Here is a 23,689-nt window from a genome sequence, read left to right on the forward strand (position 1 = left end):
TATATTAAGCCAATTTTTAATTTGTAAAGATACGAATAGATAACCTCTTTTAGAAGGGCTTTGTTGCAATGGCGACTGTGATAATATATTGCAAGACAGGCAACCCAGAATTTAAACATTGTCCCTGCCTTGCCATTTGCTCCAAGGGCACAGGTTAACGAGGATTTTGAGTTGCTTCACTAAATTCCCTTCTGCAACCTACTCTTGCTGTTTGCGCACTCGTACATATGAGGGAGAAAGTCTATCAACTGGCAACAGTATCAGAGCTTAGACACATTGTCTTAGGTCTCTGAATATAACACCGCCGTTTACCCCCTCTTAACTGGGTATGCACCTGTTGAACTTTGTGTTTGAACCTCAAGCTGCCCTATTATGAAAAGAATCTTTACACTGCTCCGGCTATTTGCCGCCTGCTGTCTGCTATTACTGACAACAACAGAAACCAAAGCTCAAGCCATTGATGAAGCTGTTTGCCTCTACGAAGACAACTGTATCTTTATAGCATACTCTGCTGTACAGGAAGAAAGCCCAACCTCCACTAACCTGGTAGTTATATTAACTGCCTTCATAAACCAAGGTGGTCGCTGCTCTACTATAGATGGTTTGGTTCTCTCTCCGGTAGGTGGAGTTCCAGTTTTGGTTACAAGGGAAGAGCTTCAGGAGAATGCCTTTTTTATTGAGCTCCCCGTTAACAGAGCCCTTTTCACCGCAACGCCCGATGTTTTAGTTTCTACCTTCAGGTATATCGGCATTCCCTTCTTTGGCATCCGGTTTCCTTTACCTACAAACGTAGTAGACCTGCAAGCACGCTTAGACTCAAATGATCCGTGTTTGGCTATCACTCCACTTCCAGTTGAGCTGGCAAGCTTTGATGGCAAGGTCACCCAAAGCGGTATTCAGCTGGAGTGGGTAACAGCAAGCGAAGAGAACAACAGCAAGTTTGAGGTGGAGCACAGTGCTGATGGAACTACGTTTGAGCAGATTGGCAAGGTAGACGGCCATGGCAACTCCTCTATAACCATCGAATATGATTACTTGGACAGCTATCCGCTACCCGGCCTTAACTATTACCGTTTAAGGCAGGTTGATTTTGACGGCAGGTATGAGTTCTCAAACGTGATAAGTGTGAATGCTCCGGAAAGAGCACAGTCGTTGCAGGTAACGCTCTCTCCTAACCCCTGCCGCGGTGATGATTGCCAATTAAGTATAGCTTCCGTTGCTCCTTGGCAACAGGTGCGGGTACAACTACAGGACCTTACTGGAAGAGTGGTCTTTGAGCAAATTCTGAAAGACTCCATGGAAAAGCTACAGCTTACACAGCAACAGTTACAGAACCTACGGGGCATCTTTATACTTTCGGCTGAGGCTGGAGCAGAAGTTGTGCGACAACGGGTAGTGCTGGAGTAGCTACTAATTTTCACCAGACATCATTCCTTATCTTAAAGAATCCTTGGTGCTAAGCAATACGTATGTGCTTGTATTGTCAAACCAATAAAAGCCGTCGTTTTACTATGGGAAAAGGAGATAAGAAATCCAGAAAAGGCAAGATTGCTAAAGGTACTTTTGGCAAAAAGCGTACACGCAAGGCTTACAACCTAAAGGCAAAACCAACCGACAAGGAGGCTAATTCATAAAAGGCACCCACCGGCTTACAAAAGGCCCCTGCGCAAGAGTATGAGCTCTTGCGCAGGGGCCTTTTGCATCACAATACATATAACCAGCCTTAGTCTTCTTGAGCAAGCTTGAACTACGTTGGCATGGCTATTGATTGTACATTGTAGCAGCATTCTACTAAAGGTCAATAACATCCAAAAAACTTAGTAAAAACTGACCAATTTCCGCAACTATGATTAAAAATCAGAAGTATAAACATTTACCTATTTTTACTAAAGGGCCACGCTCACCAGAGGCCGCCGCTGGCCAGCTTTGTTAGCCCACAGTAACAAAATTGCAACCTCTCTGTTATGATAGAGGCTTATATTTAACTAAATTAAAAAGTATATTTTTCCAAGCCAACGCTTGTTCTGAAGGCTCGTACCTTTGTGGACAACAAGACGTTGATAAACTAATTTTCAACTTAAAAACACTATTCCATGCAAGTACTGGACATCCGAAATTTGTTGGAGAACATCGAGCGGAAGGTGTACCAGCAGGAGATCACAACTGACGACGCTGTAACGAAACTTATAAACACAGAGATTGCAAAAGCCATAAACTTGAAGACGAAGAAAGAAAGTGAGGCGGAAGAAGACCTGTTAAAGAATGTTTCGTGCACCACGCTAGAGTGTTACCTGGACCACCTGAAAGCCGTAGAGGCTAAACTTAAGAAGCCCTGCAACATTTCCGCACAATGCACACCCGTAGAGGAGCGCGATATTAACCGCCGCCTGTTGCTTATACTCAACCGCCTGAAAGGCTACAGCAGGAAGTAACAAGCAGGCATTAAATTTTGTAAGATCATCCTTCGCAAAGATCCCTCAGCTCTTTCGAAGGATTTTTTTGTGCCTATACTTTTCTCCTCTTTCTCCTCAAGCCCCAATACTACATTTAAGCCACACATTAATAAAGGTAATTTTATAAGACCAAGGGCCTACCTAAACTTGCATAATAGAAACCAAATACTAGGAAGGCCATGACAACAGCACACATAAAGAAAGACATAACTTCTACAGAAGACATAAAACTTCTTATAGACCCCTTCTATGACAGCGTAAACGAAGATGAGTTGCTCGCGCCAATCTTTAACCAGGTTGCAAAAGTAGATTGGCAGCACCACCTGCCTACCATGTACAGCTTTTGGGGCTCATTGCTTATAGGAGGTATAGCTTACAATGGGCGTCCCTTCCCTAAGCATTTGAACCTGCCTATCAACAAAGAACACTTCGCTCGCTGGATAAGCCTCTTTACGCAGACGGTTGACGAGCTTTTTGAGGGTACTAAAGCTGAAGAAGCAAAACTTAAAGCCCACAGTATTGCCCGGACATTCCAGATGAGAATGGGATTATTAGGGATTATGGGTCATGTGTAACAAGTACACTCACCCCACATCAAAAGGGAGGCGGTAGCATTGCACGCTACTGCCTCCCTTTTTTCAGCTTCTCTGCGTTATGATCCTTATCAGTTTAAGAGGCTAAGCCAGCCTACAGAACTATAAGATATAGTATATCAACTGCTTGCACCTAGCTTCACAGGCTTTTTATATATGTGGAAAACTAAATTTAACAGATCGCATTATATCTTTAACTCTTCTCACGTATATACCACTTTACAGGCAAACGGCGTAACGTTTAGGGGCAAGAAGAAGTATAAGGCCGAGCATTTTTTTACATAATACCGGCTTTAAATCTTGCACATCTAAAAGGCGTTCTATATATTTGATTTACCTTTCTAATAAAAACTGTTTTTAAACAAGTAAACGCTACAATATGATATAAAGCTCTACGTTAACCTAATGTAGCTTTAAGATGAATACAACTACCCAGATGAGCGACTCTGCATTGGTATCGCTCTACATCGCAGGTAATGAAGGTGCGTTTGAACAGCTTGTAAACAGGCACAAAAACAAAGTCTACACTACTATTTTACTGATCGTAAAGGACTCGTATACCGCTGAGGATCTTATGCAGGATGCTTTTATCAAAGCTATCCATACCATGAAGGGCGGGCGATATAACGAGGAAGGCAAGTTCTCTTCGTGGATATGCCGCATTGCACATAACCTTGCAATCGACCATTTCCGTAAAGAGAAAAGGAGCCCGGTGATCACGCTGGAAGATGGCAGCAACGTGTTCAATACAATGTCTTTCTCTGAAGACTCCGCTGAGTCTCTGCAGATTAAAGAGGACACGCATGCCCGCTTGCGCGAGCTTATCCAAACGTTGCCACAGTCGCAGCGCGAAGTTCTGATGATGCGTCACTACGCTGAGATGAGCTTCCAGGAGATAGCCGACGCTACTGGCGTGAGCATCAACACTGCCCTGGGTCGTATGCGCTATGCGCTGATCAACCTGCGGAAAAAGATGCTTAAAAGTGATATTGCGTATGATAAAAACCTCTACTCAGAATGAGCTGATCCAGTATGTATATGACGAGTTGGCCGATGACGCCTGCGCGCAGCTGGAATCAGCGTTTATGCAAGACACAGAACTAGCCGAGGGCTGCTCTGACCTGCTAATGCTGCAACAGCTGCTCAATGGAGCGGCTAAGGCACCGAGCGAACGCTCGGTACAAAACATATTAAATTACTCAAAAAGCTTAAGTTTGCAGTCCTAACCAGATTGCAAGCTTTTTTTATGCATAAAAAGGAACGTTACAAGCTCCTGATTGAGTACTTTACCCAACACTTTCCGGAGCCGGAAACTGAATTGGCTTATAGTAACCCCTACGAGCTGATACTGGCTGTAGTACTTAGCGCCCAGTGTACCGACAAACGTGTGAATATGGTAACTCCTGCCCTTTTTGAGGCTTACCCTACACCCGAGCACCTGGCAACAGCCACACCAGAGGATATTTTTCCCTACATTAAAAGTATATCCTATCCCAACAATAAAGCCAAGCACTTAGCTGGTTTGGGTAAGATGCTGGTGGAGAAATTTGACAGTGAAGTACCCAGCACGGTAGAGGAGTTGGTAAAACTACCGGGAGTTGGCCGTAAAACGGCTAATGTGATAGTATCAGTTATCTGGAACCAGCCAGCTATGGCTGTAGACACGCACGTGTTCCGGGTTAGCAAGCGTTTAGGTTTGGTAACCAAGACTGCTAAAACGCCACTAGAGGTGGAGAAGCAGTTAGTAGCCAACATACCAAATGAGCTGGTGTCAAAGGCACACCACTGGCTTATACTTCATGGCCGTTACATTTGCGTAGCCCGTAGACCTAAATGCGAGGAGTGCCCTCTAACTCATTTCTGCGCATTTTTCCAGAAGAACTTTCCAAACATTCCGGACGACCCGGAAAATAAGTTAGGTGGTATTTAAACAGCTGTGTTCGTAGCTCTTTGCAGCTCTTCAAAATATATACCCCAGAGGAACAAGTGTAAACTAAAACAGGCAAGCTCTACTAGCTTGCCTGTTTTAGTTTATGTATTAGCGTATCTGTGTACTTCTTTCATGGTGGCCGCGTCTATCTTTACCACCACGTTCCTGATGTTTGGCTTTCATTTGCTCACGCTGCTCCTCGTATTTAGCATACTGCTTCTTATCAAGGATGCTTTTCAGTTCTTCGTTGTGGCGCTTGTGCGAAGCCATCATCTCCTTACGGAAATCAGCGTTTCTATCTCCTTTTTTGAACCTAGAGCGCATTGCGTCTTTATCTTTTGCCTGCTTCAGATACAGTGCCTCCACTTTCCTAGCCTGTGCCTTGTTTAGCCCCAGTTCTTTAGTCATACGTTCAGTTCTGGCTGCAGCTCTTTCTTCCGGACTTCTGCGCTCACCTCTTTCTTTGTGCGCTTTTACTTCCTGACGAGATTTGCTTCCCCCTTGCGCTACTGCAGGTGCTACAGAGCTACCTGCAACCAGCACACTAAGTGCCAGCATAAGAATATTCTTTTTCATCTTCTTCTTTTCTTTTGATTATGTACAATGGCAGCAAATCCAGGCCCGGAACTTTGTCCTTTTTTACACATTTACCAAATGCGTGCCAAGTTTTACATCCTTAGCAGGAAGAAAGAACACTTGCTTTATAACCAATTGATTAACAGAAAGAAAAAAACAACTTTAGAAGGGACTATACAAAGGAAACAGCAGTAGCTTAATAAATTGGTTGCGCTGCAGCAGAAAGCAACTGCTCTTCCACCTGCTTTATCAGCTGCTTCCGATCAAAAAGCTGCCGTGCTATAGCAGCGCCATTAGCAGCAGCAGCCTGCAGCTCTTGTGGCTGAGCCAACACTTGCTTCAGCTTTTGAGATAAAGCCTCCGGCTGCTCAGCAGGCGTGTACCAACCACAGTTATTCTTCTCTACAAAAGCTTTCGTCCACCCAGGGTTGGTAACCAGTGCTGGAGTGCCGCAGGCAAGGCTGTCATAGAATTTAGCAGGAGAGTTACTCGCCAGCACAGGCAGATCATTGAACGTTACAAGAGAGATATCTGCCAGTTTGAAAAGCTTAAACACCTCAGGGCGGGGCTGCGGGGGTAACAAGAGCATATTAGGCAGTCGCTGTGCCAGGTCTTGCAGCTGCGGCTCATAGTAGCCGTTGCCCGTGAATATAAAGACTATGTTATCATCAGAAGCCATGTAAGTGATAGCCTCCATTAATGTAGGTATACTGTTTGCCCGGCCATAGGTGCCAGCATATAGCGCCACCTTTTTACCCTGCAGATTGTATTTCTTGCGCAGTAACTCTACTTCTTGTTCCTGCACAGCATCTGCCATGTTTAGGTCAGTACCATTATAGTTGGTAGTTATCTTCTCCCGTGAGATACCCAAGCTGGCAACATAATCTGACATGTCGGAAGAGAGCGTAATAACGTGGTTGGCGCTTTCGTATAAGCGCTTCTCCATACTATAAAGCCGCTGCTGTAACCAACTATTCTGTACTGCTCCCATCTGTATTGGGAAGCTTGGCCATAGATCCTGCACTTCAAACACCCAAGGCACCCCCCGCAACTTAGCCACTTGTGCTGCTACCCATGGAGTACTTAGTGGCGTGGACACGGCCCACAGCACATCCGGCTTCTGCAGCTGCATGGTTTTCTTAAATGCACTACCCGCAAAGCCTGCAAACGATTTTAAGCGCTTACGCACCCCCATTTTGTTTGAGTAAGGCGCAATACACTCATGCAGCTCCACCCCTTCCGGCACCCAGCTATAGTTGTCGGAGATGCGAATTCTACGCCAACCGTCGCTTGCCACCAGGCTTACCCTATGCTCGCGCACCAGCTCCTCCATATAAGTATAATGGCGGCACGTGGCGGGACAATCAGGATTATGGTGATGCTGATTCAGCAGGGCAATGTGCATGCGAGCTTATTATGTTTTGGCTTATTAAATTGTTGAGGATAAGCAGTTGCAGCCTTCAGTAATTTAATTTTTTAGCAGTCTAATTTTACCGTTTCTTTTCTGGCTTATACTTCGACTCATCAAAGATCTTGCGGTAGTCAGTTTCAGCCATTAACTCCGGCAGCGTTACATTGGGGTTACGCTCCATATACTTACGCACAATTTGCCAGCCTACCCAGGTACCTATGCGGCCAGGGGCAGTGGCATCAATCTCAGGTGTATTAGGCCGCTCGCCAATATACTTATTCACCACAAAAGGCGTTTTCTCAAACAAAAGCTCCTTCTCCACAAAGTGTGCCCAGATGCGCCCTTCATTATGGGCTACATCAGCAATTTCTTTATCGGTATAAGATATGATTTTTGAGTCTTGCACACACGGCAGCACCGACTGTACAAAGTAGTAGGCTTTACCCATTCCTATCATTTCTGCAAGAAGGGTGCGGTCGCCGAAATTAGTCTTGTTAAAGCGGTTCGATAGCAACAGCATAGCAGCAGGCACCATCTTATCCGGCTCATAACGATTTAAAATGTAATCATAAGCCTGTGGTCTGTAGCTCGCTTCCGGACCAATAAAGTAGTCAAGACCAAACACAATCAGGCTATCAGACACATATAAGTCGTTACCTAAGGTACCTAAACCTGTTACAAAGGTTTTTACCTTTGGCACTTCAAACTCAGGATAGTAGTGCTTTAGAACTTTGAAAGCTCCCTCCAGCTGGTCTTCCTGCTCTTGCATATCGCTAAACGTGCTCATGGCCTGCTGAGCCAGAGAGTCAAGGGCAGGATTAGTAGAAAGCTCAAACAATGGATTGATAAAAGCAGAATCAGAAGGGTATTCATTCTGCTGTAGGTACTGTTTTGCAAAGTATGGTTGCGCCTTCAGGAAAGAAGCCATGTCGGCCTTTGTGTCTGCCTCATAAAAAGGCTTCTCCAGCCGCTCAATCTGTACTTCCACAGGTATCTTGGCAATTTCGTCGGGCAGTCCACAGCCCTTATCGCCGCAGCTAAAGGTTAATACAAGTATGGCAAGTATAAGTAATCTGTAATACATTGTTTCGTATCTTTGTACAAAAATAGGGGGTTACTTCGTAATAGGGTAACACTAAGTATAATTTAAGCTAAGCTGATGAAGAAAATTACACTATTGCTTCTGTTTTTATGTGCCGGTTTTACATCCATGGCACAGGTTGAAATCGGTTTACAGCTGTCGCCAACTGTGTCCGGCAACCGCTTTATAGCCGAGGACAGGTACAACTTTAACAAGGAGAACAATAATCTGCGCCTTGGTGTAGGGGTTATTGCTGATTATTTCTTTGCTCAGAACTATGCCTTTAGCACCGGCCTTATGTACCGCAGCAAAGGCGCTGAAATCTCTTATACTGAAACTGATGACAGTGGTGTAGCCCGCTCTAGCAAGGATGATATTGCTGTGCAGTATATTGAATTACCACTTACTCTGAAACTTTTCACGAATGAAGTGGCCCCGGGCACCATTCTTTATTTCCAAGTTGGTGGCTCACTTAACACGAAAGTAGCTGCGCAGGTAAACGACAAAAAAGTAATCAATGGTGAGAAAGTAATAAAGCGCTTCAACATATTTGAGGCTGACGCCAAATTAGGTGGTGGCGCTGAGTTTCAGCTAGGGCAGAGCACAAAGGTATTTGCCGGCCTCACCTACCACCGTGGTCTTACCGATATCGATGACTTCTATGAGAAGAAGTTCGGCGACAAGAACATCTCTGTGAAGAATAACGGTGTATCACTTGACTTTGGTCTTAAGTTCTAGAGCCATAACCTCCTGATAACAAAGAAAGCCGCTGCTAATTATTTAGCAGCGGCTTTTTTGTGAGAGTAAGTTTGTTTTACTCTTCTTCTTTATCCTGCACGCCATTCATGTCGCTGAAGGCGGATCGCAATTCAATTTCCTCTCCTCTACTGTCCATCACTTTAAATTCCATGATGCCAAGGGAGGTGTCTTTTATTAAGCTCACCCACTTAAAGTACTTAAAGAACCACTTTACCTGTCTCGACAGCAAACCTTTTGTATAGTAGGCATGCACGAACGGGTGTAAGTATACTTGCAGACTCCTGTGGTTGTGGCTTGTCAGCAGGTCGTCTACCGCTGCATCAATTTCGTCTGTTACCAGAATACTGGCAGATGTTTTACCGGTGCCGCCACAAGTAGGGCAAACTTCGCCGGTTACAATATTTTGCTCGGGCCTTACACGCTGTCTTGTGATCTGCATCAGGCCGAATTTCGAGATTGGAAGAATGGTAGACTTGGAACGGTCTCTCTTCATTTCCTCCTTTACCACCTCGTATACTTTCTGGCGGTTTTCTGGCGACTTCATATCGATGAAGTCTACTACAATTATACCACCTATATCTCGGAGGCGCAGCTGGCGGGCCACTTCTTTAGCGGCCATCATATTTACGTGCAGTGCGGTTGCTTCCTGATCGGTCTCGGTATTCGATTTGTTCCCACTGTTCACATCAATTACATGCAGTGCCTCGGTGTGCTCTATTACCAGGTATCCGCCACCTGGTATGGTCACCGTTTTACCGAACGCAGCCTTTAGCTGTTTCTCGATGTGGAAGTGTTCAAAGGTCTTAGTTTTGCCAGTATAGTGCTTGAGTATCTTTATTCTTTCAGGCGCTATACTTTGCACGTATGCTTTGATCTCGTCATAGAGCTGCGTATCGTCAACTACTATGTTGTCAAAGCTCTCGTTTAATAAATCCCTCAAGATGGAGGAAGAACGATTGAGCTCGCCAATAACTTTGTCGTTTGGCTTTGCTATTCTGAGAGTTTTGAAGCCCTCTTCCCAATTTGCTAACATGTTACGCAGGTCTCTGTCGAGCTCTGCCACATCGCGGCCTTCTGCCACTGTCCGAATAATCACGCCGAAGTTTTCCGGCTTTATACTTGTGATCAGGCGTTTCAGTCGAGTCCGCTCCTCTTTGCTAACGATCTTCTTAGATACGCTTACCGTGTTTGAAAACGGCACCAGTACCAGGTATCGGCCGGCAAGAGAAAGCTCACAGGATAAGCGTGGACCTTTTGTTGAGATAGGCTCCTTTACAATCTGCACCAACAGCTGCTGTCCTTTTTTAAGCACATCAGCTATTTTGCCGAGTTTATCTATCTCAGGCTCAAATTTAACCTGGTTTAGCTTGGGTGTTGCGTTCTTCTGTGTTTGCGCCGCCTTTACATACTTATTCAGTGTTTTAATATTGGCCCCCAGATCATGGTAATGCAAAAAAGCATCCTTCTGGTAACCAATATCAATAAAGGCGGCGTTCAGTCCAGGCATTACCTTTTTTACAGTGCCCAGGAAAATATCGCCTACAATGTAGTCCGTGTCCTTCGACTCGAAATGATATTCTACTAGCCTTTTATCCTGTAATAGCGCAATGCGATCCCCATCTTGAGTAGAATTGATAATCAGCTCGTTGCTCAATTTCTCTCAAATGGTTATGTTGGATGTATAAGACCAAAGCCCACTTTAGCATATGCAAAGTGGGCCCTCGTGAACGCTGAAGAAATTACTTCTTCTTATGTCTGTTTTTTCTAAGGCGCTTCTTTCTTTTGTGTGTAGCGATCTTATGTCTTTTTCTTTTCTTTCCGCAAGGCATAATCTTGTTCTTTTGTTTATGGATATTTTCTTTAATTCTTACTTAAGCTTAGCCAGGTACTCATCAACAGAGGTGTTCAGGGCAGGATCATTGCTCATGCCTTTCACCTTATTGAACATCGCCTTAGCTTCTTCGGTTTGCCCCGTCTCAGCCAACGATACAGCTAAGTAGAAGGTTCCTTCTACGTGCTGAGGGTTAACTGAAACCAGCTTCTGAAAACGCTCTACAGCTCTGTCATACTGGTTAGACTGGATAGAGAGGATACCTAAGTTAAACAACGCCTTCTCATTGTTAGGATCAGATGCAATAACCTCACGCAGCATTGTTATACCTTGCATCGGGTTTGAAGTCGCGATGTAGGTCATCGCTACGTTAGTCTTGGCATCGTGGTCAGAAGGATTGTTCTTCAGTACCTGCTCATACATGCTACGGGCTTTTGCCCCCATTTCGTTGGCACGCTCCTGTGTAGCAGCAAACGTAAAGGCCTCATAGTAGGCGTCTCCAGCTCTCTTGTAGCTTTTCTCACCTCCACGGGCCTTCGCAGCAATCTCGTAGTAGTAACCAGCACTGTCATACTTGGCAGCATTGGCGTAAGCCTCGCCTAGTTCAACAGCTACCCTGTTGCGTGTCTGCTCATCGGTAGCTTTGTTATACTTGGCACGTGTAGTTGTAAGCGCCATCAGCTGCTCTGGTGTAGCAGTTCTATGCGCTTCAGGCGTTGCGGCTCCCGATTCTGCCCCGTGGTTGTGGCCATCATCTTCTGAGTGGCCTTCCGGCACGCCAGCAGTTGTTTCAGTGGCAGCAACGTCTTTATCCTCATTGTTTACAACAACTTTAGGCAAAAAGAACAGAACGGCCACCAAAGCGATGGCTGCAATAACTATCAATATTTGAGACCGTTTCATTCTTTTTGCCTTAATGCTGTAGTACTTTAATCAATTCAGATTAGCAAAGATACAAAAAATTAAGAATGCGTTAACTCCTGAATCTTTTTGCTGTTTTTGATCTTCTGGATGAAGGTCTTAGATGGTTTGAAGCTTGGGATAAAGTGTTCGTCGATAATGATAGATGTGTTTTTAGAAATGTTACGAGCTACTTTCTTCGCACGCTTCTTATTCACAAAGCTACCAAAACCTCTCACGTAGATGTTGTTACCATCAGCCATAGAGTCCTTCACCACTTTGAAGAAAGCCTCGATTGTAGACTGTACATCTGCTTTATCAATCCCTGTCTTATCAGCAATCTCTGATATTACTTCTGCTTTAGTCACTTTCTTAGATTTTTAGGATATTAATAATAAGTTAACTTTCTAATCTTTGTAAATCAGCATGTTCCGTCGAACTGTGATTTTCGGGGCACAAAGGTAGTTTTACTTTTTGAATAGTAAAAGCTTTAGCGCTAAATTATTAGGTGCAAAACAACGTCATTTTTCGCGCGCTACACGCCTCCACTCGCAACACCCGTGCCACAGTTTCCATCCCTTAACGCGGCATCAAAGTTTATATTTTAATGTTTTGACATTAAACCCAAACTTGCCCTAGCCCTGAACAAAGCCTTAATTTGCCTGTTCCAATTACCTTTTTCAAATATAATTTATGTCATCTGCACCGCACGCGCACTTTGCGCAAACTCTTATTAGTTGGTATGGGCGCCACAAGCGTTCTTTACCTTGGCGCGACACAACTAATCCCTACTTTATCTGGCTTTCAGAAGTAATTCTGCAGCAAACACGTGTGGCACAAGGGCTTCCGTATTATGAGCGTTTTATTGCTACTTACCCTACGGTTGAAGACCTTGCGGCAGCCCCGCAAGACGAGGTACTCCGGCTATGGCAAGGATTAGGCTACTACTCCCGGGCCCGCAACATGCACCATACGGCCCAACTGGTTGTAGAGAAGTATGGAGGCCGGTTTCCAGACAAGTATGAGGAACTGATTAAGTTGAAGGGCGTGGGCAGCTACACTGCTGCAGCTATTGCGGCTTTTGCTTTCCGGGAGCAGGTGGCTGTACTTGATGGAAACGTTTTCCGGGTACTGGCACGCGTGTTTGGCATTACTGATGATATAGCGGCACCTTCGTCGCGCAAGGTATTCCAAAAGCTGGCAGATGAGTTAGTACCTAAAGGTGAGCCAGACACCTATAACCAAGCTATAATGGAGTTTGGCGCTGTACAATGTACCCCTTTGATGCCAGACTGCCTCTTCTGCCCCCTACAACAAAGCTGCTTCGCTTTTAGCCATGGCATGGTGCAGGAGTTGCCTGTAAAGTCGAAAGCAAAGGCTGCACGCCCACGGTTTTTCCACTATATTACTTTTGAACTGGAGGGAAGATTTTACCTGCGGAAGCGATTGGAAGGAGACATTTGGCAAGGCCTTTATGACTTTTACCTCTACGAGAATGACAGCAAAGACTTATCTTTGGAGCAACTTTTACAGGAATTGCAGGAAGCAGGCATCCCGGTGCAGGAGGCACAACTGCAACCGCCCCAAAAAGAATATAAACATATTCTAAGCCACCAGAAAATAACGGCCCGTTTTTATCGTATTAAGCTTAAAGCAGACCTAAAAGATGAAGTGCTAAAAGAAACAAGATTAGTACCTTATAACGTTCAAGAAATAGAGGCTTTACCTAAGCCAGTTTTGATCAGTAGCTATTTGAAAGATGCTAAGATTTTAGTATATTTATAAGCTGAAACTAATCTGGAATAAAAAGCATTCTAGTAGTTCAAAAAGCCATATTTGCCTCCAGCTTGGTTGTTGGAGTAGCCCAATTAAACTTATTTTTACAGACGAAGAGACATGGCAAGTGTAAACAAAGCAATTCTGGTCGGAAACTTAGGTAAAGACCCAGAAGTACGTCACCTGGAAGGTGGTGTGGCAGTAGCTCGATTCCCAATCGCTACTTCCGAAACTTTCAAAGACAAAAACGGACAGCGCCAGGAGCGCACCGAGTGGCATAACATTGTAGTATGGAGAGGCTTGGCAGAGGTAGCTGAAAAGTACCTGCGCAAAGGCAATTCAGTATACATTGAAGGACGTATCCGTACGAACAGTTACCAGGATAAAGATGGTGTGCAGCGCTATAGCACTGAGATAGTGGCAGATAATATGACCATGCTTGGTGGCCGTAGCGATAACGGCGGAAGCGGCGACTACCAAGGCCAAGGATCCACTGCTGCCAGCAGCGGAAACTATAGCGGTGGCGCGACGGCTAACAAAGGCGGCAGCCCAGCCGGAGGATTCCAGAGCGACGAACCGGACGACCTGCCCTTCTAACCTATGTTTCACTAAACTGAACAATTTTGGAAAGTACAGATCCCGGAGACCCCCTGAGTTATAGCTTACTCCAATTTTTACAGAGTTCATTGACCCAGCTCAGGGTAGAATACCTGATCGCCATACTAGGCGGTTTCATTTTATTGCTGTTCTCGGCCCTGACTTCAGGGGCCGAGGCAGCTTTCTTCTCTCTTTCGGAGCAGGAGCTAGAGCAGTGCAAAACGAGCAAGCGCCCCGCTGAGCAACATGTGTACCGCCTCCTGCAGAACCCGCGTCAGCTTCTTACTACTATACTTGTTTTCAACAACGGCATTAATGTCGCCATCATTACGCTGTTCGCTTATGTAGCGTGGCAAGTGTTTGGCACCATGACGTTATCGGCTGGTGCAATGGCACTATGTATGCTATTTGCCACCTTCTTCATTGTTTTCTGTGGAGAGGTGTTGCCAAAAGTATATGTGCAGAAACACCGTATGTCGCTCGTACGCCGTATGGCCGGAGTGTTAGACAGGCTGCAGGTAATTATCCGCCCTGCCTCCTGGCTTCTTACCTCCATAAATGAGTACATCGAACAAAAGTATATTATCAGAGGCTACAATCACACCATAGAAGAGCTGCACCACAGCCTAGACGTGGCTCTGATAAATGCCGACACCTCTCCGGAGGAGCGCAAAATATTGCGTGGCGTTGTAAACTTCGGAGCCATCAATGTAAGGCAAATCATGCGCCCTCGCGTGGATATTGTAGCGTTCAGTACAACCATGACACTGCAGGAGCTAATGCCTGAGATTGTGAAATGGGGATACTCCCGGGTGCCAGTTTATACAGAGAACACAGACCAGATAGAGGGTATACTGTATGTAAAAGATCTTCTGCCACACCTGGGCAAAGGCGAAGACTTTGAATGGCAGCAGTTAGTACGCCCACCATTCTTTGTACCAGAGACAAAGCGCATCGCTGACCTTTTCCAGGATTTCAAAGAAAAGCATGTGCACATGGCCATTGTAGTAAATGAGTATGGAGGCACTGTAGGCTTACTTACCTTGGAGGACATTGTTGAGGAGATTGTGGGTGAGATTAACGACGAATTTGATGACGATGATGATATCATCTATTCTCAACTCGACGAAAATACCTATATCTTTGACGGCAAGACCTCGCTACATGACTTCTGCAAAATAACCGAGGTGCCATTTGATGCCTTTGATGAGGTAAAAGGTGATAACGAGACAGTAGCTGGTCTAATGCTGGCGCTGTTTTCCAGGATTCCGCGAGTGGGCGACTCAGCAGAGTATGGGCGCTTCCATTTCACGGTAGAGTCGGCGGACACAAAGCGCGTTAAACGAATTAAGATCAATGTCGCAAGCAAAAAAGAACAGTATCATAAAGTTAGTTAGCCTGAAGGCATGTATGTGGATTGGCCTTACTGCTGGTGTAGCAGCCTGCGGAGCCGAGTATACCCCAAAGCCTAAAGGCTACAACCGCATCGATCTGCCGTCACAAGCATACCAACAGCTACAGGAGGACCACCCGTACAGTTTTGAGTACTCCGCTCACGCCAAAATACGTCCTGACTCTTCTGGCATTGCGCAACCACACTGGATCAATATTATATATCCAAGCCTTGGAGCCAATGTGCAGCTAACATACAAAGACCTGCAAAACAGCAATGAGGTGCTAAATGACCTGGTGGAAGATGCTCGCAAACTAACTGCCAAGCATCAGATTAAGGCTTATGCGATTGAGGAATCTGAGATAAAGATCTCTTCCGGAGATGTGGCTTCTGTATTTGAACTGGAGGGTGAGGTACCGAGTCAGTTCCAGTTCTATGTTACTGATTCTACAGAGCACTTCCTGCGCGGTGCTTTATACTTCAGAACAGCTACGCAGAATGATTCACTGGCTCCGGTAATTGAATTTGTAAAAAAAGATATCATACACCTGCTGAACACGCTAGAGTGGAAAAGTAAATAAGCCATTTGAGCATAGCAAAGTCATCAACAAGTATAAAGCCCCGCCAGCGTTTAAACCTGTCGGGGCTTTTGCTTATTTTTGCATTCTATACTTGCCATTCCTTTCACCCAAAAGCAAGCCAGATCACGTGAGTAACTTCTTCAACACTAAAATAGAATTCCTGAAAGGCGTTGGGCCGATGCGGGCGGAGCTGTTGCAGAAAGAACTCAACATCTTCACCTACGGCGACCTAATTCAGCACTACCCTTTCCGATATCTAGACCGCACGCAGTTTTACAAAGTAGCCGAACTGGATGAGAGTATGCACTATGTGCAGGTGCGTGGCCGCGTTAGGGGCAAAGAAGTCATTGGCGAAGGGCGTAAGCAGCGCCTGGCGGCAACGCTGGTAGATGAGAACGGTGACCAGTTAGAGCTGGTATGGTTTAAAGGTGTGAAGTGGATGCAGAAAACACTGAAGAACCACACCGACTACATCGTGTTCGGAAAGCCTACGGAGTTTAATGGCAGGTTCAGCATGGCACACCCTGAGCTAGAGGAGCTGGCTGAGGAAAAACAAACAACCTCTTTTCTGCAGCCAGTTTACCACACTACCGAAAAGCTCAAAGCACACCGCATCGATAGCAAAGTGATCAGCAAAATAATGGAGATGCTGTTAAAAGTAGCATTGCCACAGGTGCAGGAGTCGCTGTCGCCGGAGCTGATTGATACGTATAAGCTGATGGATAAGCGTAGTGCTTATGCCAACATTCACTTCCCGGAAACGGCGGAGAAGTATAACAAAGCTAAGTTCAGGCTCAAATTTGAGGAGCTCTTTTACATACAACTGCGCCTGTTCCGCCAGAAGGTAGTGCGCAAAGCAGATCTGCAGGGGCAGGTGTTTAAGAACACTTCCACCCTCACCGAATTTTATAAAAACCACATGACCTTTGACCTGACCAATGCTCAAAAGCGGGTGGTGAAGGAAATATACGCTGACTTAACGGCCGGAAAGCAGATGAACCGCCTGCTGCAAGGGGATGTAGGCTCCGGCAAAACCATTGTGGCCTTTATTACTATGCTGATTGCGGCAGATAATGGGGCGCAGTCGGTGCTAATGGCACCAACCGAAATTCTGGCCGACCAGCATTATGTGGGTTTAAAGGCCTTTGCCGATAGGCTGGGCATCAACATTGGCAAACTTACAGGCTCTACAAAGGCCAGTGAGCGAAAAGTAATACACGAGCAGCTGCGCTCTGGCGAGATGAAAATGATTGTGGGTACGCATGCGTTGCTGGAAGACGTGGTGCAGTTTCAGAACCTGGGGCTCTGCATTGTGGATGAACAGCACCGCTTTGGTGTGGAGCAGCGTTCTAAGCTCTGGCGCAAAAACCCGCGAGTTATTCCGCACGTGCTCGTGATGACGGCCACCCCTATTCCCCGCACCTTAGCCATGACTTTATATGGCGATCTGGATGTGTCGGTGATTGACGAGTTACCAGCCGGCCGTAAGGAAATCGTAACCGTACATCGCTTCGATTCGCACCGCCTGCGTGTGTTCCAGTTCGTGCGCGACCAGATAAAGCTGGGCCGGCAGATTTACATCGTGTACCCGCTCATTGAGGAGTCAGAGGGGATGGAGAATTATAAAGACCTGATGGATGGCTTTGAGAGCGTGCAGCGGGCTTTCCCGGAGTACAAGGTAAGTATGGTACACGGCAAGATGAAGCCGCAGGACAAGGATTACGAGATGCAGCGCTTCGTAAGGAACGAAACGCAGATAATGGTAGCTACTACCGTAATCGAAGTAGGTGTGAACGTTCCAAATGCTTCTGTGATGATAATAGAGAGTGCCGAGCGATTTGGCCTTTCGCAGCTACACCAGTTGCGCGGCCGTGTAGGCCGTGGAGCCGAGCAGAGTTACTGTATCCTGATGACAGGCTATAAGCTGAGCAAGGACAGCAAAACCCGTCTTGAGACGATGGTACGCACGAACAACGGCTTCGAGATTGCAGACATTGACCTGAAACTGCGTGGTCCCGGCGACCTAATGGGCACACAACAGAGCGGCGTACTGGACCTGCTCATTGCAGATTTGGCTAAAGATGCGCCTATACTTCAGGAAGCGCGAGCCGCTGCACAGCGCGTGTTACACCAGGACCCGCAGCTGGAGCAGCCGGGGCATGCCAACATCCGCCGCCACATTCAGTCACTGAGTGCCAACACTGTGAACTGGAGCAGGATCAGTTAGAGCTACAGCAGTTTTTCCACTACTCAGGTTAAATTTTACCCTTATCTTTACAGCGCCTGCGCTGTTCTGGTAGCATAACCAGAGCTTAAAAAGGAACCGTGTGTAAATCACGGGCTGACGCGCAACTGTAAGTAACATTATGTTAACGCCAAACAGGCCCTTTGTCCGGAGTCGGGTGCGAAGGGCGGCAGTAAAGTTATAAGCCAGGATACTTGCCACAGATGTTTATGCACAGCCTTCGCGCTTAAGGCCTGTGGTAAGAAATTAGCCGTACCAGTAGTACGGTCTACACTTCCTTTCCACACCTTCCTGCGCAGGCATTCAAACTTTTAGTAAAAGCACATGTCGCGCCACCCCTTGTAACTTTTATACTCTAAACTACCTTCGCTGTTAAAAAGCTGTACCGGTATGTGCTTGCCACCTACACATCAACAATCAAAACTTTTATGAACTTAGAAGAACGCATCAAGCAATCAGAAACCCGTATCTTTAAGGCTGTTTTTCCGAATACCACCAACCATTACGACACCCTTTTTGGAGGCACGGCCATGCAACTAATGGACGAGGTAGCCTTTATTGCTGCCACACGTTTTTGCCGCAAACGTGTGGTTACCGTTTCATCAGACAGAATTGACTTTACACAACCCATACCCGCTGGTACCATTGTAGAGCTGATAGCCCGCGTTATAAGTGTAGGCAATACCAGCTTGAAAGTACAGGTTGAGATTTATGTTGAAGAAATGTATTCTGATGTACGAACAAAGGCAGTGAGCGGGACCTTTGCTTTTGTAGCCATAGACGAGCACAAGCAACCAATACGAGTGCTTTCTGAGGTGTAATGCAAACACCATTTGAACAGCTCTTTATTGAGGAGCAAAGTTTATACTTTGGTTCCACGCGAAACAATAGTCAAAGGTTAATATTACAACTGCCTTAACTCTGGCCAGTGTAAATATAGTATATTCGGTAATCCAGTTCCGTTTATACGCTGGATTTGGGTGTATAGCAGGAGTAGTGTTCCTTTTATACAGTAGTGCCTGTATTGGCCCGCCAATGTTTCTGACATGATAACTTAAGCTCAGTTCTTTAGCCGAAAATTTGGGGAGACAGTAAAATTAGTTACAGGAGCTTTTGCAGCAAGACCTTTCCTAACATTGAGTGGGTGAACTCTGCCAGTAGTGTGGTTCTGCTGCCCCATTTGGTTTCAAACTGGGCGTTAGAGCCCGCATAGAAGAGTAAGCTGACTGGGCGGCAGGCAATGGCTTTTGTATTTATCCCAAAATATTAAAGCCTATGAAAAAGCAAACCACTACAAGAGAGAGTGCCATCAACATGCAGCTGGCCAACCCGAACGCGGCAGGTATTGATGTGGGAGACACCATTCACGCCGTTGCCGTACCCGAGGGCAGGGATACGCTGCCGGTCAGGTCCTTTGGGACGATGACCTGCGATCTGGAGGCCATCGCCGCCTGGCTGCTCGAATGCGGGGTGGACACGGTGGCCATGGAGAGCACTGGCGTATACTGGAGACCCTTGTTCAACCTGCTCACCCAGCACGGCCTGGAGGTGTACCTGGTTAATGCCAAACAGGTTAAAAACGTGAGCGGCAGGAAGAACGATGAGGATGATGCGCGCTGGATTCAGAAGCTGCACAGTTGCGGACTGCTCCGCAGCAGCTATCTTCCCGACGACCAGCAGGAGGCGCTGCGCACGCTGGTTCGCCACCGCAGAACGCTCACCCAGGATAGAGGCAGATGCGTGCTGAGGATGCAGAAGGCCTTGGAGCTGATGAACGTGAAGGTGCACACGCTGCTGCGCGACATCACCGGCAAGAGCGGCCTTGCCATCATTGAGGCCATCCTGAGTGGGGAGAGGACAGCGGAGAACTTCCTTACCTGCGTCCACTTCAAGGTGAAGGCCGACAGGGCAACCATCCTCAAGTCCCTACAGGGCAACTGGCGCGCAGAGCAGCTTTACCTGCTGGAGGACTGTTACATGAGTTATAAGTACCTGACCGAACGCATCGCCTTGTGCGATGTGGCCATTGAAAGGCAGCTGGAGCATTACTATAGGGAAATCCGCCCTGAAGCGGCGCCTGAGTGTGAGGCCGTCTCTGCTAAGAGGGCCAACAGGAACAAGCCATCGTTCAACACCTGCTCCTACCTGAAAAAAGTGCTGGGAGTGGACGTGATGGCCATTTACGGTATCAGTGACATTGCCGCACTGGAGATTCTCTCTGAAACAGGCACAGACATGAGCAAGTGGGAAACGGCTAAGCACTTTGCCAGCTGGCTGAACCTGTGTCCCAACAACAAAATATCAGGAGGGAAGCTTATTAGCAGTACCCTTATGAAAAAGAAGCCAAACCCGGCAAGCCAGGCTTTCCGTAACGCCGCCAATGCCGTGCAGCGAAGCGACAACTGGCTCGGTGACTACTTCAGGCGGATGAAAGCAAAGGGTGGTAACAAGTACGCCACTGTGGCCACGGCTAATAAGATTGCTACAATTTACTACAAAATGGTATCTTGCCAGCAGGAGTTCAGCCCTGTTGAACTGACTGCTTATCAGAAAAAGTACAAGCAGGCGAAGATCATATACCTAGAGCGGAGGCTCTTTGAACTAAAAATGGAAGCCGCTTAGTGGAGTTATATAGAAGTTCTCCGTAACTTAAAGTATGAAAAAAACTTTCCCACTCTTTACAACAATCTTATTACTTCTGCTCTTTGGGTGCCAAGAAGAAAAGAATATTAAAGTGTGCGAGAACTTCCAACTCCTTGGTTCTTTCAACAAAGGAGAGAAAGTGTCTATCAAGTTCAATTCAAAGGTGATTCATGAAGGCTTCTTTGAAGATAAAAGCTGGATAGTTTCCCAGTTATTTTGTGTAGATTATACAGATACTTTCAGGGTTGATTTTAGGGTTGTAAAAAAGGGGGAGGTGGTGTTGGATACCTCGATGGTAGGGTATTCAGGGTTCGGAAACTACCTGCTTGCTCTCCCTAAGGGAAGACCTACAGGAGATTTGCTTGAAAAAGTTCGTGCAGATATTGACTTTTACGAGACCATTCCTCCTGATTCTTTAGTTAGAACTGCTGAACCTGAATTGATTGTCTCACATTAACACCAAAATAAACTCTGGTTTGTGACATAAAAAGCTTCAGAGAACAAAGTTCAGCCTTAACCCTCGCTACGCTTCAGGCTTCGGCTGCACCAGCCCGTTATCCACAACAAACACTTTAAGCCTCCGTTTTACCCCTAGCACAAATCTATACCACCCGTGAAAAAGCAGTTCATCCTTTCGTTTATACTTCTGTGTCTGCTCTGCCAGCCGCAGGCTATACTTGCTCAGTCCAAAACCAGAGCATCCGTAGATTTCAGCTATAATCCCGATCCTGAAGCAGACCATTTTAACCAGCGCCTTCCTGACAAAAGTATACCTGTTGGGCAGAATGAGCTTGTGCTCCTGAACCGCACAGACAACAGCAAATACACAGTAGAGAAGTATAGTGCTGAGTTGAAAAAAGTTTGGTCTGTGGAGATCCCTTTAGAGGATGGAGAGACAGTAGATAAATTTACAGCCAACAACGAGGCAGTTCTGGTGATAACAAACCGCAAAGCTGGCCAAAATCAGCAGCTGTACGGGCACCGTATCAACCTTCAGGCAGAAAAGAAAGAGCAGCCAGTACTGCTTTTAGAAGCGCCAGCTAAAAGCCGACGTGCAGGAGTTGCCATTTCTGAAGATGGCTCTCAGGTTTTAGCTTATCGCTTCCATACCGACAACAGCTTTCAGATACAAAGCATCAGCGGCAGTTTATTTAACGGCAATCTGCAGAAGCAACAGGATGTTAAGTATGACTTGAGCGACCTGCGCGGTATTCTGACGGCAGATATTCAGTTGGGCAATGGCGGCGAGCAGTATGTAAGTTTGATTTCGGACCAGATGAACCGCCTGAGTGTGCGCCAGTTTAAACCGGGCCGCAAGGAAGCCAAAGTGATGTCGGTTTTGGTTGGAGGTGTGTTCGACGGACTGCAAGTATACATCCGCGATACCCGCTTCAAGTTAATGGAGGACGGTTTGCTTTATGGAGCCGTTCTAACTGCCGACGAAAAGAGCGGCGGCTACTACAGTCTTAAAGCTGTAAAGTACGACTTCGAGAATGAGGACATGGTTTTCGCTGAGGAGTTTAAGTTCAGCCCAGATTATGTGCAGAAGATAAATGCTCTCGACAAGAGCAATAAGGGCAACAGGCTACAAGACATTTCCCTAAGCGAGCTACTGCTGACACCGGAGAAAAAGCTTGTCATTCTGGCCGAGAAGAAGTATACAGAAGGCGGCGAGAATGCGCCATACTTCGCAGAAGAGCTGCACCTTTTCGCTTACGACGAGTACATGGGCTACGACTGGAATTCTGTGCTAACGAAGCAACAGCAAGCACCTGCCGCCGAAGGCTTCACCAGTATCTCCTACAGTTCTCACCTGAGCGGCAACACACTAAACCTGCTTACACTTGAGGAACTAAACGGGAAGTATGATTTGTACCTGCGCCAAATCAACACTAGCAATGGCAGCTCCTCAGCTCCTCAGGCCCTTCGGCTTAATGTAGCCAATGATAAGAAGCTAGCCTACGTGAAAGATTACACCGTTTGGCTAGCTCCTAAAGACATTGTTACCGTGGTACGCGCGGGCAAAAAACCAGACCAGCTTCAGCTTAGCCGTATAGAGATAAAATAAGCAGCTAACTACAGCTTAAGTTGCTGCAGAAAGCGGGGCATAACAGCCTCGCTTTTTTGTTTTACCTTCATCCTTCTGGTAAAAGAGGTTAGCTGTAACAGCATATGAGAGAAACCCACAAAGGATACTATCTCCAGGTACATTTTAAACTCCCTCTTTGAGCCATCCACCACCCCAAGCTTATCAACTTTATAAGTATTGGTGGCAGACCAAGGCATCCAGCGAACTTGCTTCCTGTGTCGCAGCATGTACCGGTTTATAGCTACCTCCAACTGGTACCTCTTTATCTTTTGATGTACTACCTGCTCCAGATCTGCTTTCTTGATCAAGCGCTCACCCGAGAGAAGGATATCACTGCGGTACCACCTCACAAACCATGGCGAATTTATGCGCCGCAGTATGATCATATCCACAGTGGGGTTTTTAGCCATAGCAGAGACGGCTGCCTCTATTTCATCTGTATTTAGTGCCTGCAGGTCCGCATCCATTAACAAGACATGCTCATTTTTGACTAACGTCAAGCCTTTCTTTATTGCGGCTGCCTTACCTTTGTTGCTCGGTAAGCGCACGACTTGTACTTGCGGCCAACATCTTTCAATATAATCAGCTGTCCCATCTGAAGATCCATCATCAACACATACAACTTGTGTAACCGATCTCACCTTTATTATTTCCTTCAGAACAGTACCAATCCGCTGCCGCTCATTGTAACACGGAATGAGACAAGATATTTGCATAGTTTTATTTTGTTCATGTATAGGTGCTTATTCCAAATACGTTGAAACCATGATAAAATTCGTTCTTATGCGACTTTTTTTTGCACAAAAAAGCTTACCAAACAAAGCTGATGCT

The 23,689-nt window shown here is 46.2% G+C and carries 24 protein-coding genes and 1 riboswitch; of the genes, 17 read left to right on the top strand and 7 right to left on the bottom strand.

What is annotated here, in order from left to right; all coding sequences use genetic code 11:
* The first annotated feature begins 372 nt into the window (after window positions 1–372).
* The 7 genes from PKOR_RS24360 (at window position 373) to nth (ending at window position 4,976) form a co-directional block, all read left to right on the top strand.
* Window positions 373–1,407, top strand: coding sequence for a hypothetical protein (locus PKOR_RS24360; protein ID WP_052738717.1), 1,035 nt, complete (start codon window positions 373–375; stop codon window positions 1,405–1,407).
* 104 nt (window positions 1,408–1,511) lie between these two features.
* A complete protein-coding gene (locus PKOR_RS24005) occupies window positions 1,512–1,634 on the top strand; it encodes a 30S ribosomal protein THX (RefSeq protein WP_071843109.1) in 123 nt (40 codons plus the stop codon).
* A gap of 459 nt (window positions 1,635–2,093) precedes the next feature.
* Window positions 2,094–2,432 (top strand): hypothetical protein, encoded by a 339-nt coding sequence (locus PKOR_RS04235; protein WP_046309307.1) that lies wholly within the window; start codon window positions 2,094–2,096, stop codon window positions 2,430–2,432.
* A 200-nt stretch (window positions 2,433–2,632) separates the two neighbouring features.
* Window positions 2,633–3,028: a group III truncated hemoglobin gene (locus tag PKOR_RS04240; protein WP_046309309.1), complete on the top strand. Its 396-nt coding sequence runs from the start codon at window positions 2,633–2,635 to the stop codon at window positions 3,026–3,028.
* A 436-nt stretch (window positions 3,029–3,464) separates the two neighbouring features.
* Window positions 3,465–4,067: an RNA polymerase sigma factor gene (locus PKOR_RS04245; protein WP_046309310.1), complete on the top strand. Its 603-nt coding sequence runs from the start codon at window positions 3,465–3,467 to the stop codon at window positions 4,065–4,067.
* A complete protein-coding gene (locus tag PKOR_RS04250; RefSeq protein ID WP_046309312.1) occupies window positions 4,042–4,272 on the top strand; it encodes a hypothetical protein in 231 nt (76 codons plus the stop codon). The genes PKOR_RS04245 and PKOR_RS04250 overlap by 26 nt, the downstream gene beginning before the upstream one ends.
* A 20-nt stretch (window positions 4,273–4,292) precedes the next feature.
* On the top strand, window positions 4,293–4,976 hold the full coding sequence (gene nth / locus PKOR_RS04255) for an endonuclease III (RefSeq protein WP_046309314.1): 684 nt from the start codon (window positions 4,293–4,295) through the stop codon (window positions 4,974–4,976).
* A gap of 108 nt (window positions 4,977–5,084) precedes the next feature.
* On the opposite strand, the gene PKOR_RS04260 is transcribed toward nth, so the two are convergent.
* The 3 genes from PKOR_RS04260 to gldB all read right to left on the bottom strand — a co-directional run bounded on the left by PKOR_RS04260 (window position 5,085) and on the right by gldB (window position 8,047).
* Entirely contained in the window at window positions 5,085–5,552 is a 468-nt protein-coding gene (locus tag PKOR_RS04260; protein WP_046309316.1) for a hypothetical protein, read from the bottom strand.
* Between the two features lie 196 nt (window positions 5,553–5,748).
* The gene (locus PKOR_RS04265) at window positions 5,749–6,957 is read right to left on the bottom strand and encodes a glycosyltransferase family 4 protein (protein WP_046309317.1); all 1,209 of its coding nucleotides are present in this window, start codon (window positions 6,955–6,957) and stop codon (window positions 5,749–5,751) included.
* An 85-nt stretch (window positions 6,958–7,042) separates the two neighbouring features.
* The gene (gldB, locus tag PKOR_RS04270; RefSeq protein WP_046309319.1) at window positions 7,043–8,047 is read right to left on the bottom strand and encodes a gliding motility lipoprotein GldB; all 1,005 of its coding nucleotides are present in this window, start codon (window positions 8,045–8,047) and stop codon (window positions 7,043–7,045) included.
* Window positions 8,048–8,122: 75 nt separating this feature from the next.
* On the opposite strand from gldB, the gene PKOR_RS04275 reads away from it, so the two are divergent.
* Entirely contained in the window at window positions 8,123–8,782 is a 660-nt protein-coding gene (locus tag PKOR_RS04275; RefSeq protein WP_046309320.1) for a porin family protein, read from the top strand.
* A 76-nt stretch (window positions 8,783–8,858) separates the two neighbouring features.
* Here PKOR_RS04275 and PKOR_RS04280 read toward each other — a convergent pair whose 3' ends face one another.
* The 3 genes from PKOR_RS04280 to PKOR_RS04290 all read right to left on the bottom strand — a co-directional run bounded on the left by PKOR_RS04280 (window position 8,859) and on the right by PKOR_RS04290 (window position 11,902).
* A complete protein-coding gene (locus PKOR_RS04280; protein WP_046309321.1) occupies window positions 8,859–10,457 on the bottom strand; it encodes an Rne/Rng family ribonuclease in 1,599 nt (532 codons plus the stop codon).
* Between the two features lie 213 nt (window positions 10,458–10,670).
* A complete protein-coding gene (locus PKOR_RS04285; RefSeq protein WP_046309323.1) occupies window positions 10,671–11,537 on the bottom strand; it encodes a tetratricopeptide repeat protein in 867 nt (288 codons plus the stop codon).
* Between the two features lie 59 nt (window positions 11,538–11,596).
* Entirely contained in the window at window positions 11,597–11,902 is a 306-nt protein-coding gene (locus PKOR_RS04290; RefSeq protein WP_046309325.1) for an HU family DNA-binding protein, read from the bottom strand.
* A 325-nt stretch (window positions 11,903–12,227) separates the two neighbouring features.
* Between PKOR_RS04290 and mutY the strand changes: the two genes are divergently transcribed.
* The 9 genes from mutY (at window position 12,228) to PKOR_RS04335 (ending at window position 22,837) form a co-directional block, all read left to right on the top strand.
* A complete protein-coding gene (gene mutY / locus PKOR_RS04295; RefSeq protein WP_046309326.1) occupies window positions 12,228–13,319 on the top strand; it encodes an A/G-specific adenine glycosylase in 1,092 nt (363 codons plus the stop codon).
* A 111-nt stretch (window positions 13,320–13,430) separates the two neighbouring features.
* Window positions 13,431–13,907 carry a single-stranded DNA-binding protein gene (locus PKOR_RS04300; protein WP_046309328.1) on the top strand — a complete coding sequence of 159 codons (477 nt, stop codon included), beginning with the start codon at window positions 13,431–13,433 and terminating at the stop codon, window positions 13,905–13,907.
* Window positions 13,908–13,996: 89 nt separating this feature from the next.
* Complete coding sequence (gene gldE / locus PKOR_RS04305) at window positions 13,997–15,304, top strand: gliding motility-associated protein GldE (protein ID WP_046309331.1); 1,308 nt, start codon at window positions 13,997–13,999, stop codon at window positions 15,302–15,304.
* A 13-nt stretch (window positions 15,305–15,317) separates the two neighbouring features.
* Window positions 15,318–15,881, top strand: coding sequence for a gliding motility lipoprotein GldD (gene gldD, locus PKOR_RS04310; RefSeq protein WP_046309332.1), 564 nt, complete (start codon window positions 15,318–15,320; stop codon window positions 15,879–15,881).
* A 127-nt stretch (window positions 15,882–16,008) separates the two neighbouring features.
* A complete protein-coding gene (recG, locus tag PKOR_RS04315; RefSeq protein ID WP_046314075.1) occupies window positions 16,009–18,108 on the top strand; it encodes an ATP-dependent DNA helicase RecG in 2,100 nt (699 codons plus the stop codon).
* 42 nt (window positions 18,109–18,150) lie between these two features.
* Window positions 18,151–18,342: riboswitch (cobalamin riboswitch) on the top strand.
* Between the two features lie 212 nt (window positions 18,343–18,554).
* Complete coding sequence (locus PKOR_RS04320; protein ID WP_046314077.1) at window positions 18,555–18,947, top strand: acyl-CoA thioesterase; 393 nt, start codon at window positions 18,555–18,557, stop codon at window positions 18,945–18,947.
* Window positions 18,948–19,401: 454 nt separating this feature from the next.
* Window positions 19,402–20,748 carry an IS110 family RNA-guided transposase gene (locus PKOR_RS04325; protein ID WP_046309334.1) on the top strand — a complete coding sequence of 449 codons (1,347 nt, stop codon included), beginning with the start codon at window positions 19,402–19,404 and terminating at the stop codon, window positions 20,746–20,748.
* 34 nt (window positions 20,749–20,782) lie between these two features.
* Window positions 20,783–21,226 carry a hypothetical protein gene (locus PKOR_RS04330; RefSeq protein WP_046309336.1) on the top strand — a complete coding sequence of 148 codons (444 nt, stop codon included), beginning with the start codon at window positions 20,783–20,785 and terminating at the stop codon, window positions 21,224–21,226.
* Between the two features lie 156 nt (window positions 21,227–21,382).
* Window positions 21,383–22,837: a hypothetical protein gene (locus tag PKOR_RS04335; protein ID WP_046309338.1), complete on the top strand. Its 1,455-nt coding sequence runs from the start codon at window positions 21,383–21,385 to the stop codon at window positions 22,835–22,837.
* Between the two features lie 8 nt (window positions 22,838–22,845).
* On the opposite strand, the gene PKOR_RS04340 is transcribed toward PKOR_RS04335, so the two are convergent.
* Window positions 22,846–23,574 (bottom strand): glycosyltransferase family 2 protein, encoded by a 729-nt coding sequence (locus PKOR_RS04340; protein ID WP_046309340.1) that lies wholly within the window; start codon window positions 23,572–23,574, stop codon window positions 22,846–22,848.
* Between the last annotated feature and the right edge of the window lie 115 nt (window positions 23,575–23,689).

This window comes from Pontibacter korlensis (assembly GCF_000973725.1).
Taxonomy (GTDB): Bacteria; Bacteroidota; Bacteroidia; order Cytophagales; family Hymenobacteraceae; genus Pontibacter; species Pontibacter korlensis.

Bases quoted from the DNA above. Each gene is read 5' to 3' on its own strand.
- PKOR_RS24360 (WP_052738717.1), top strand. From the start codon at position 373: ATGAAAAGAATCTTTACACTGCTCCGGCTATTTGCCGCCTGCTGTCTG.
- PKOR_RS24005 (WP_071843109.1), top strand. From the start codon at position 1,512: ATGGGAAAAGGAGATAAGAAATCCAGAAAAGGCAAGATTGCTAAAGGT.
- PKOR_RS04235 (WP_046309307.1), top strand. From the start codon at position 2,094: ATGCAAGTACTGGACATCCGAAATTTGTTGGAGAACATCGAGCGGAAG.
- PKOR_RS04240 (WP_046309309.1), top strand. From the start codon at position 2,633: ATGACAACAGCACACATAAAGAAAGACATAACTTCTACAGAAGACATA.
- PKOR_RS04245 (WP_046309310.1), top strand. From the start codon at position 3,465: ATGAATACAACTACCCAGATGAGCGACTCTGCATTGGTATCGCTCTAC.
- PKOR_RS04250 (WP_046309312.1), top strand. From the start codon at position 4,042: ATGATAAAAACCTCTACTCAGAATGAGCTGATCCAGTATGTATATGAC.
- nth (WP_046309314.1), top strand. From the start codon at position 4,293: ATGCATAAAAAGGAACGTTACAAGCTCCTGATTGAGTACTTTACCCAA.
- PKOR_RS04260 (WP_046309316.1), bottom strand. From the start codon at position 5,552: ATGAAAAAGAATATTCTTATGCTGGCACTTAGTGTGCTGGTTGCAGGT.
- PKOR_RS04265 (WP_046309317.1), bottom strand. From the start codon at position 6,957: ATGCACATTGCCCTGCTGAATCAGCATCACCATAATCCTGATTGTCCC.
- gldB (WP_046309319.1), bottom strand. From the start codon at position 8,047: ATGTATTACAGATTACTTATACTTGCCATACTTGTATTAACCTTTAGC.
- PKOR_RS04275 (WP_046309320.1), top strand. From the start codon at position 8,123: ATGAAGAAAATTACACTATTGCTTCTGTTTTTATGTGCCGGTTTTACA.
- PKOR_RS04285 (WP_046309323.1), bottom strand. From the start codon at position 11,537: ATGAAACGGTCTCAAATATTGATAGTTATTGCAGCCATCGCTTTGGTG.
- mutY (WP_046309326.1), top strand. From the start codon at position 12,228: ATGTCATCTGCACCGCACGCGCACTTTGCGCAAACTCTTATTAGTTGG.
- PKOR_RS04300 (WP_046309328.1), top strand. From the start codon at position 13,431: ATGGCAAGTGTAAACAAAGCAATTCTGGTCGGAAACTTAGGTAAAGAC.
- gldD (WP_046309332.1), top strand. From the start codon at position 15,318: ATGTGGATTGGCCTTACTGCTGGTGTAGCAGCCTGCGGAGCCGAGTAT.
- PKOR_RS04320 (WP_046314077.1), top strand. From the start codon at position 18,555: ATGAACTTAGAAGAACGCATCAAGCAATCAGAAACCCGTATCTTTAAG.
- PKOR_RS04325 (WP_046309334.1), top strand. From the start codon at position 19,402: ATGAAAAAGCAAACCACTACAAGAGAGAGTGCCATCAACATGCAGCTG.
- PKOR_RS04330 (WP_046309336.1), top strand. From the start codon at position 20,783: ATGAAAAAAACTTTCCCACTCTTTACAACAATCTTATTACTTCTGCTC.
- PKOR_RS04340 (WP_046309340.1), bottom strand. From the start codon at position 23,574: ATGCAAATATCTTGTCTCATTCCGTGTTACAATGAGCGGCAGCGGATT.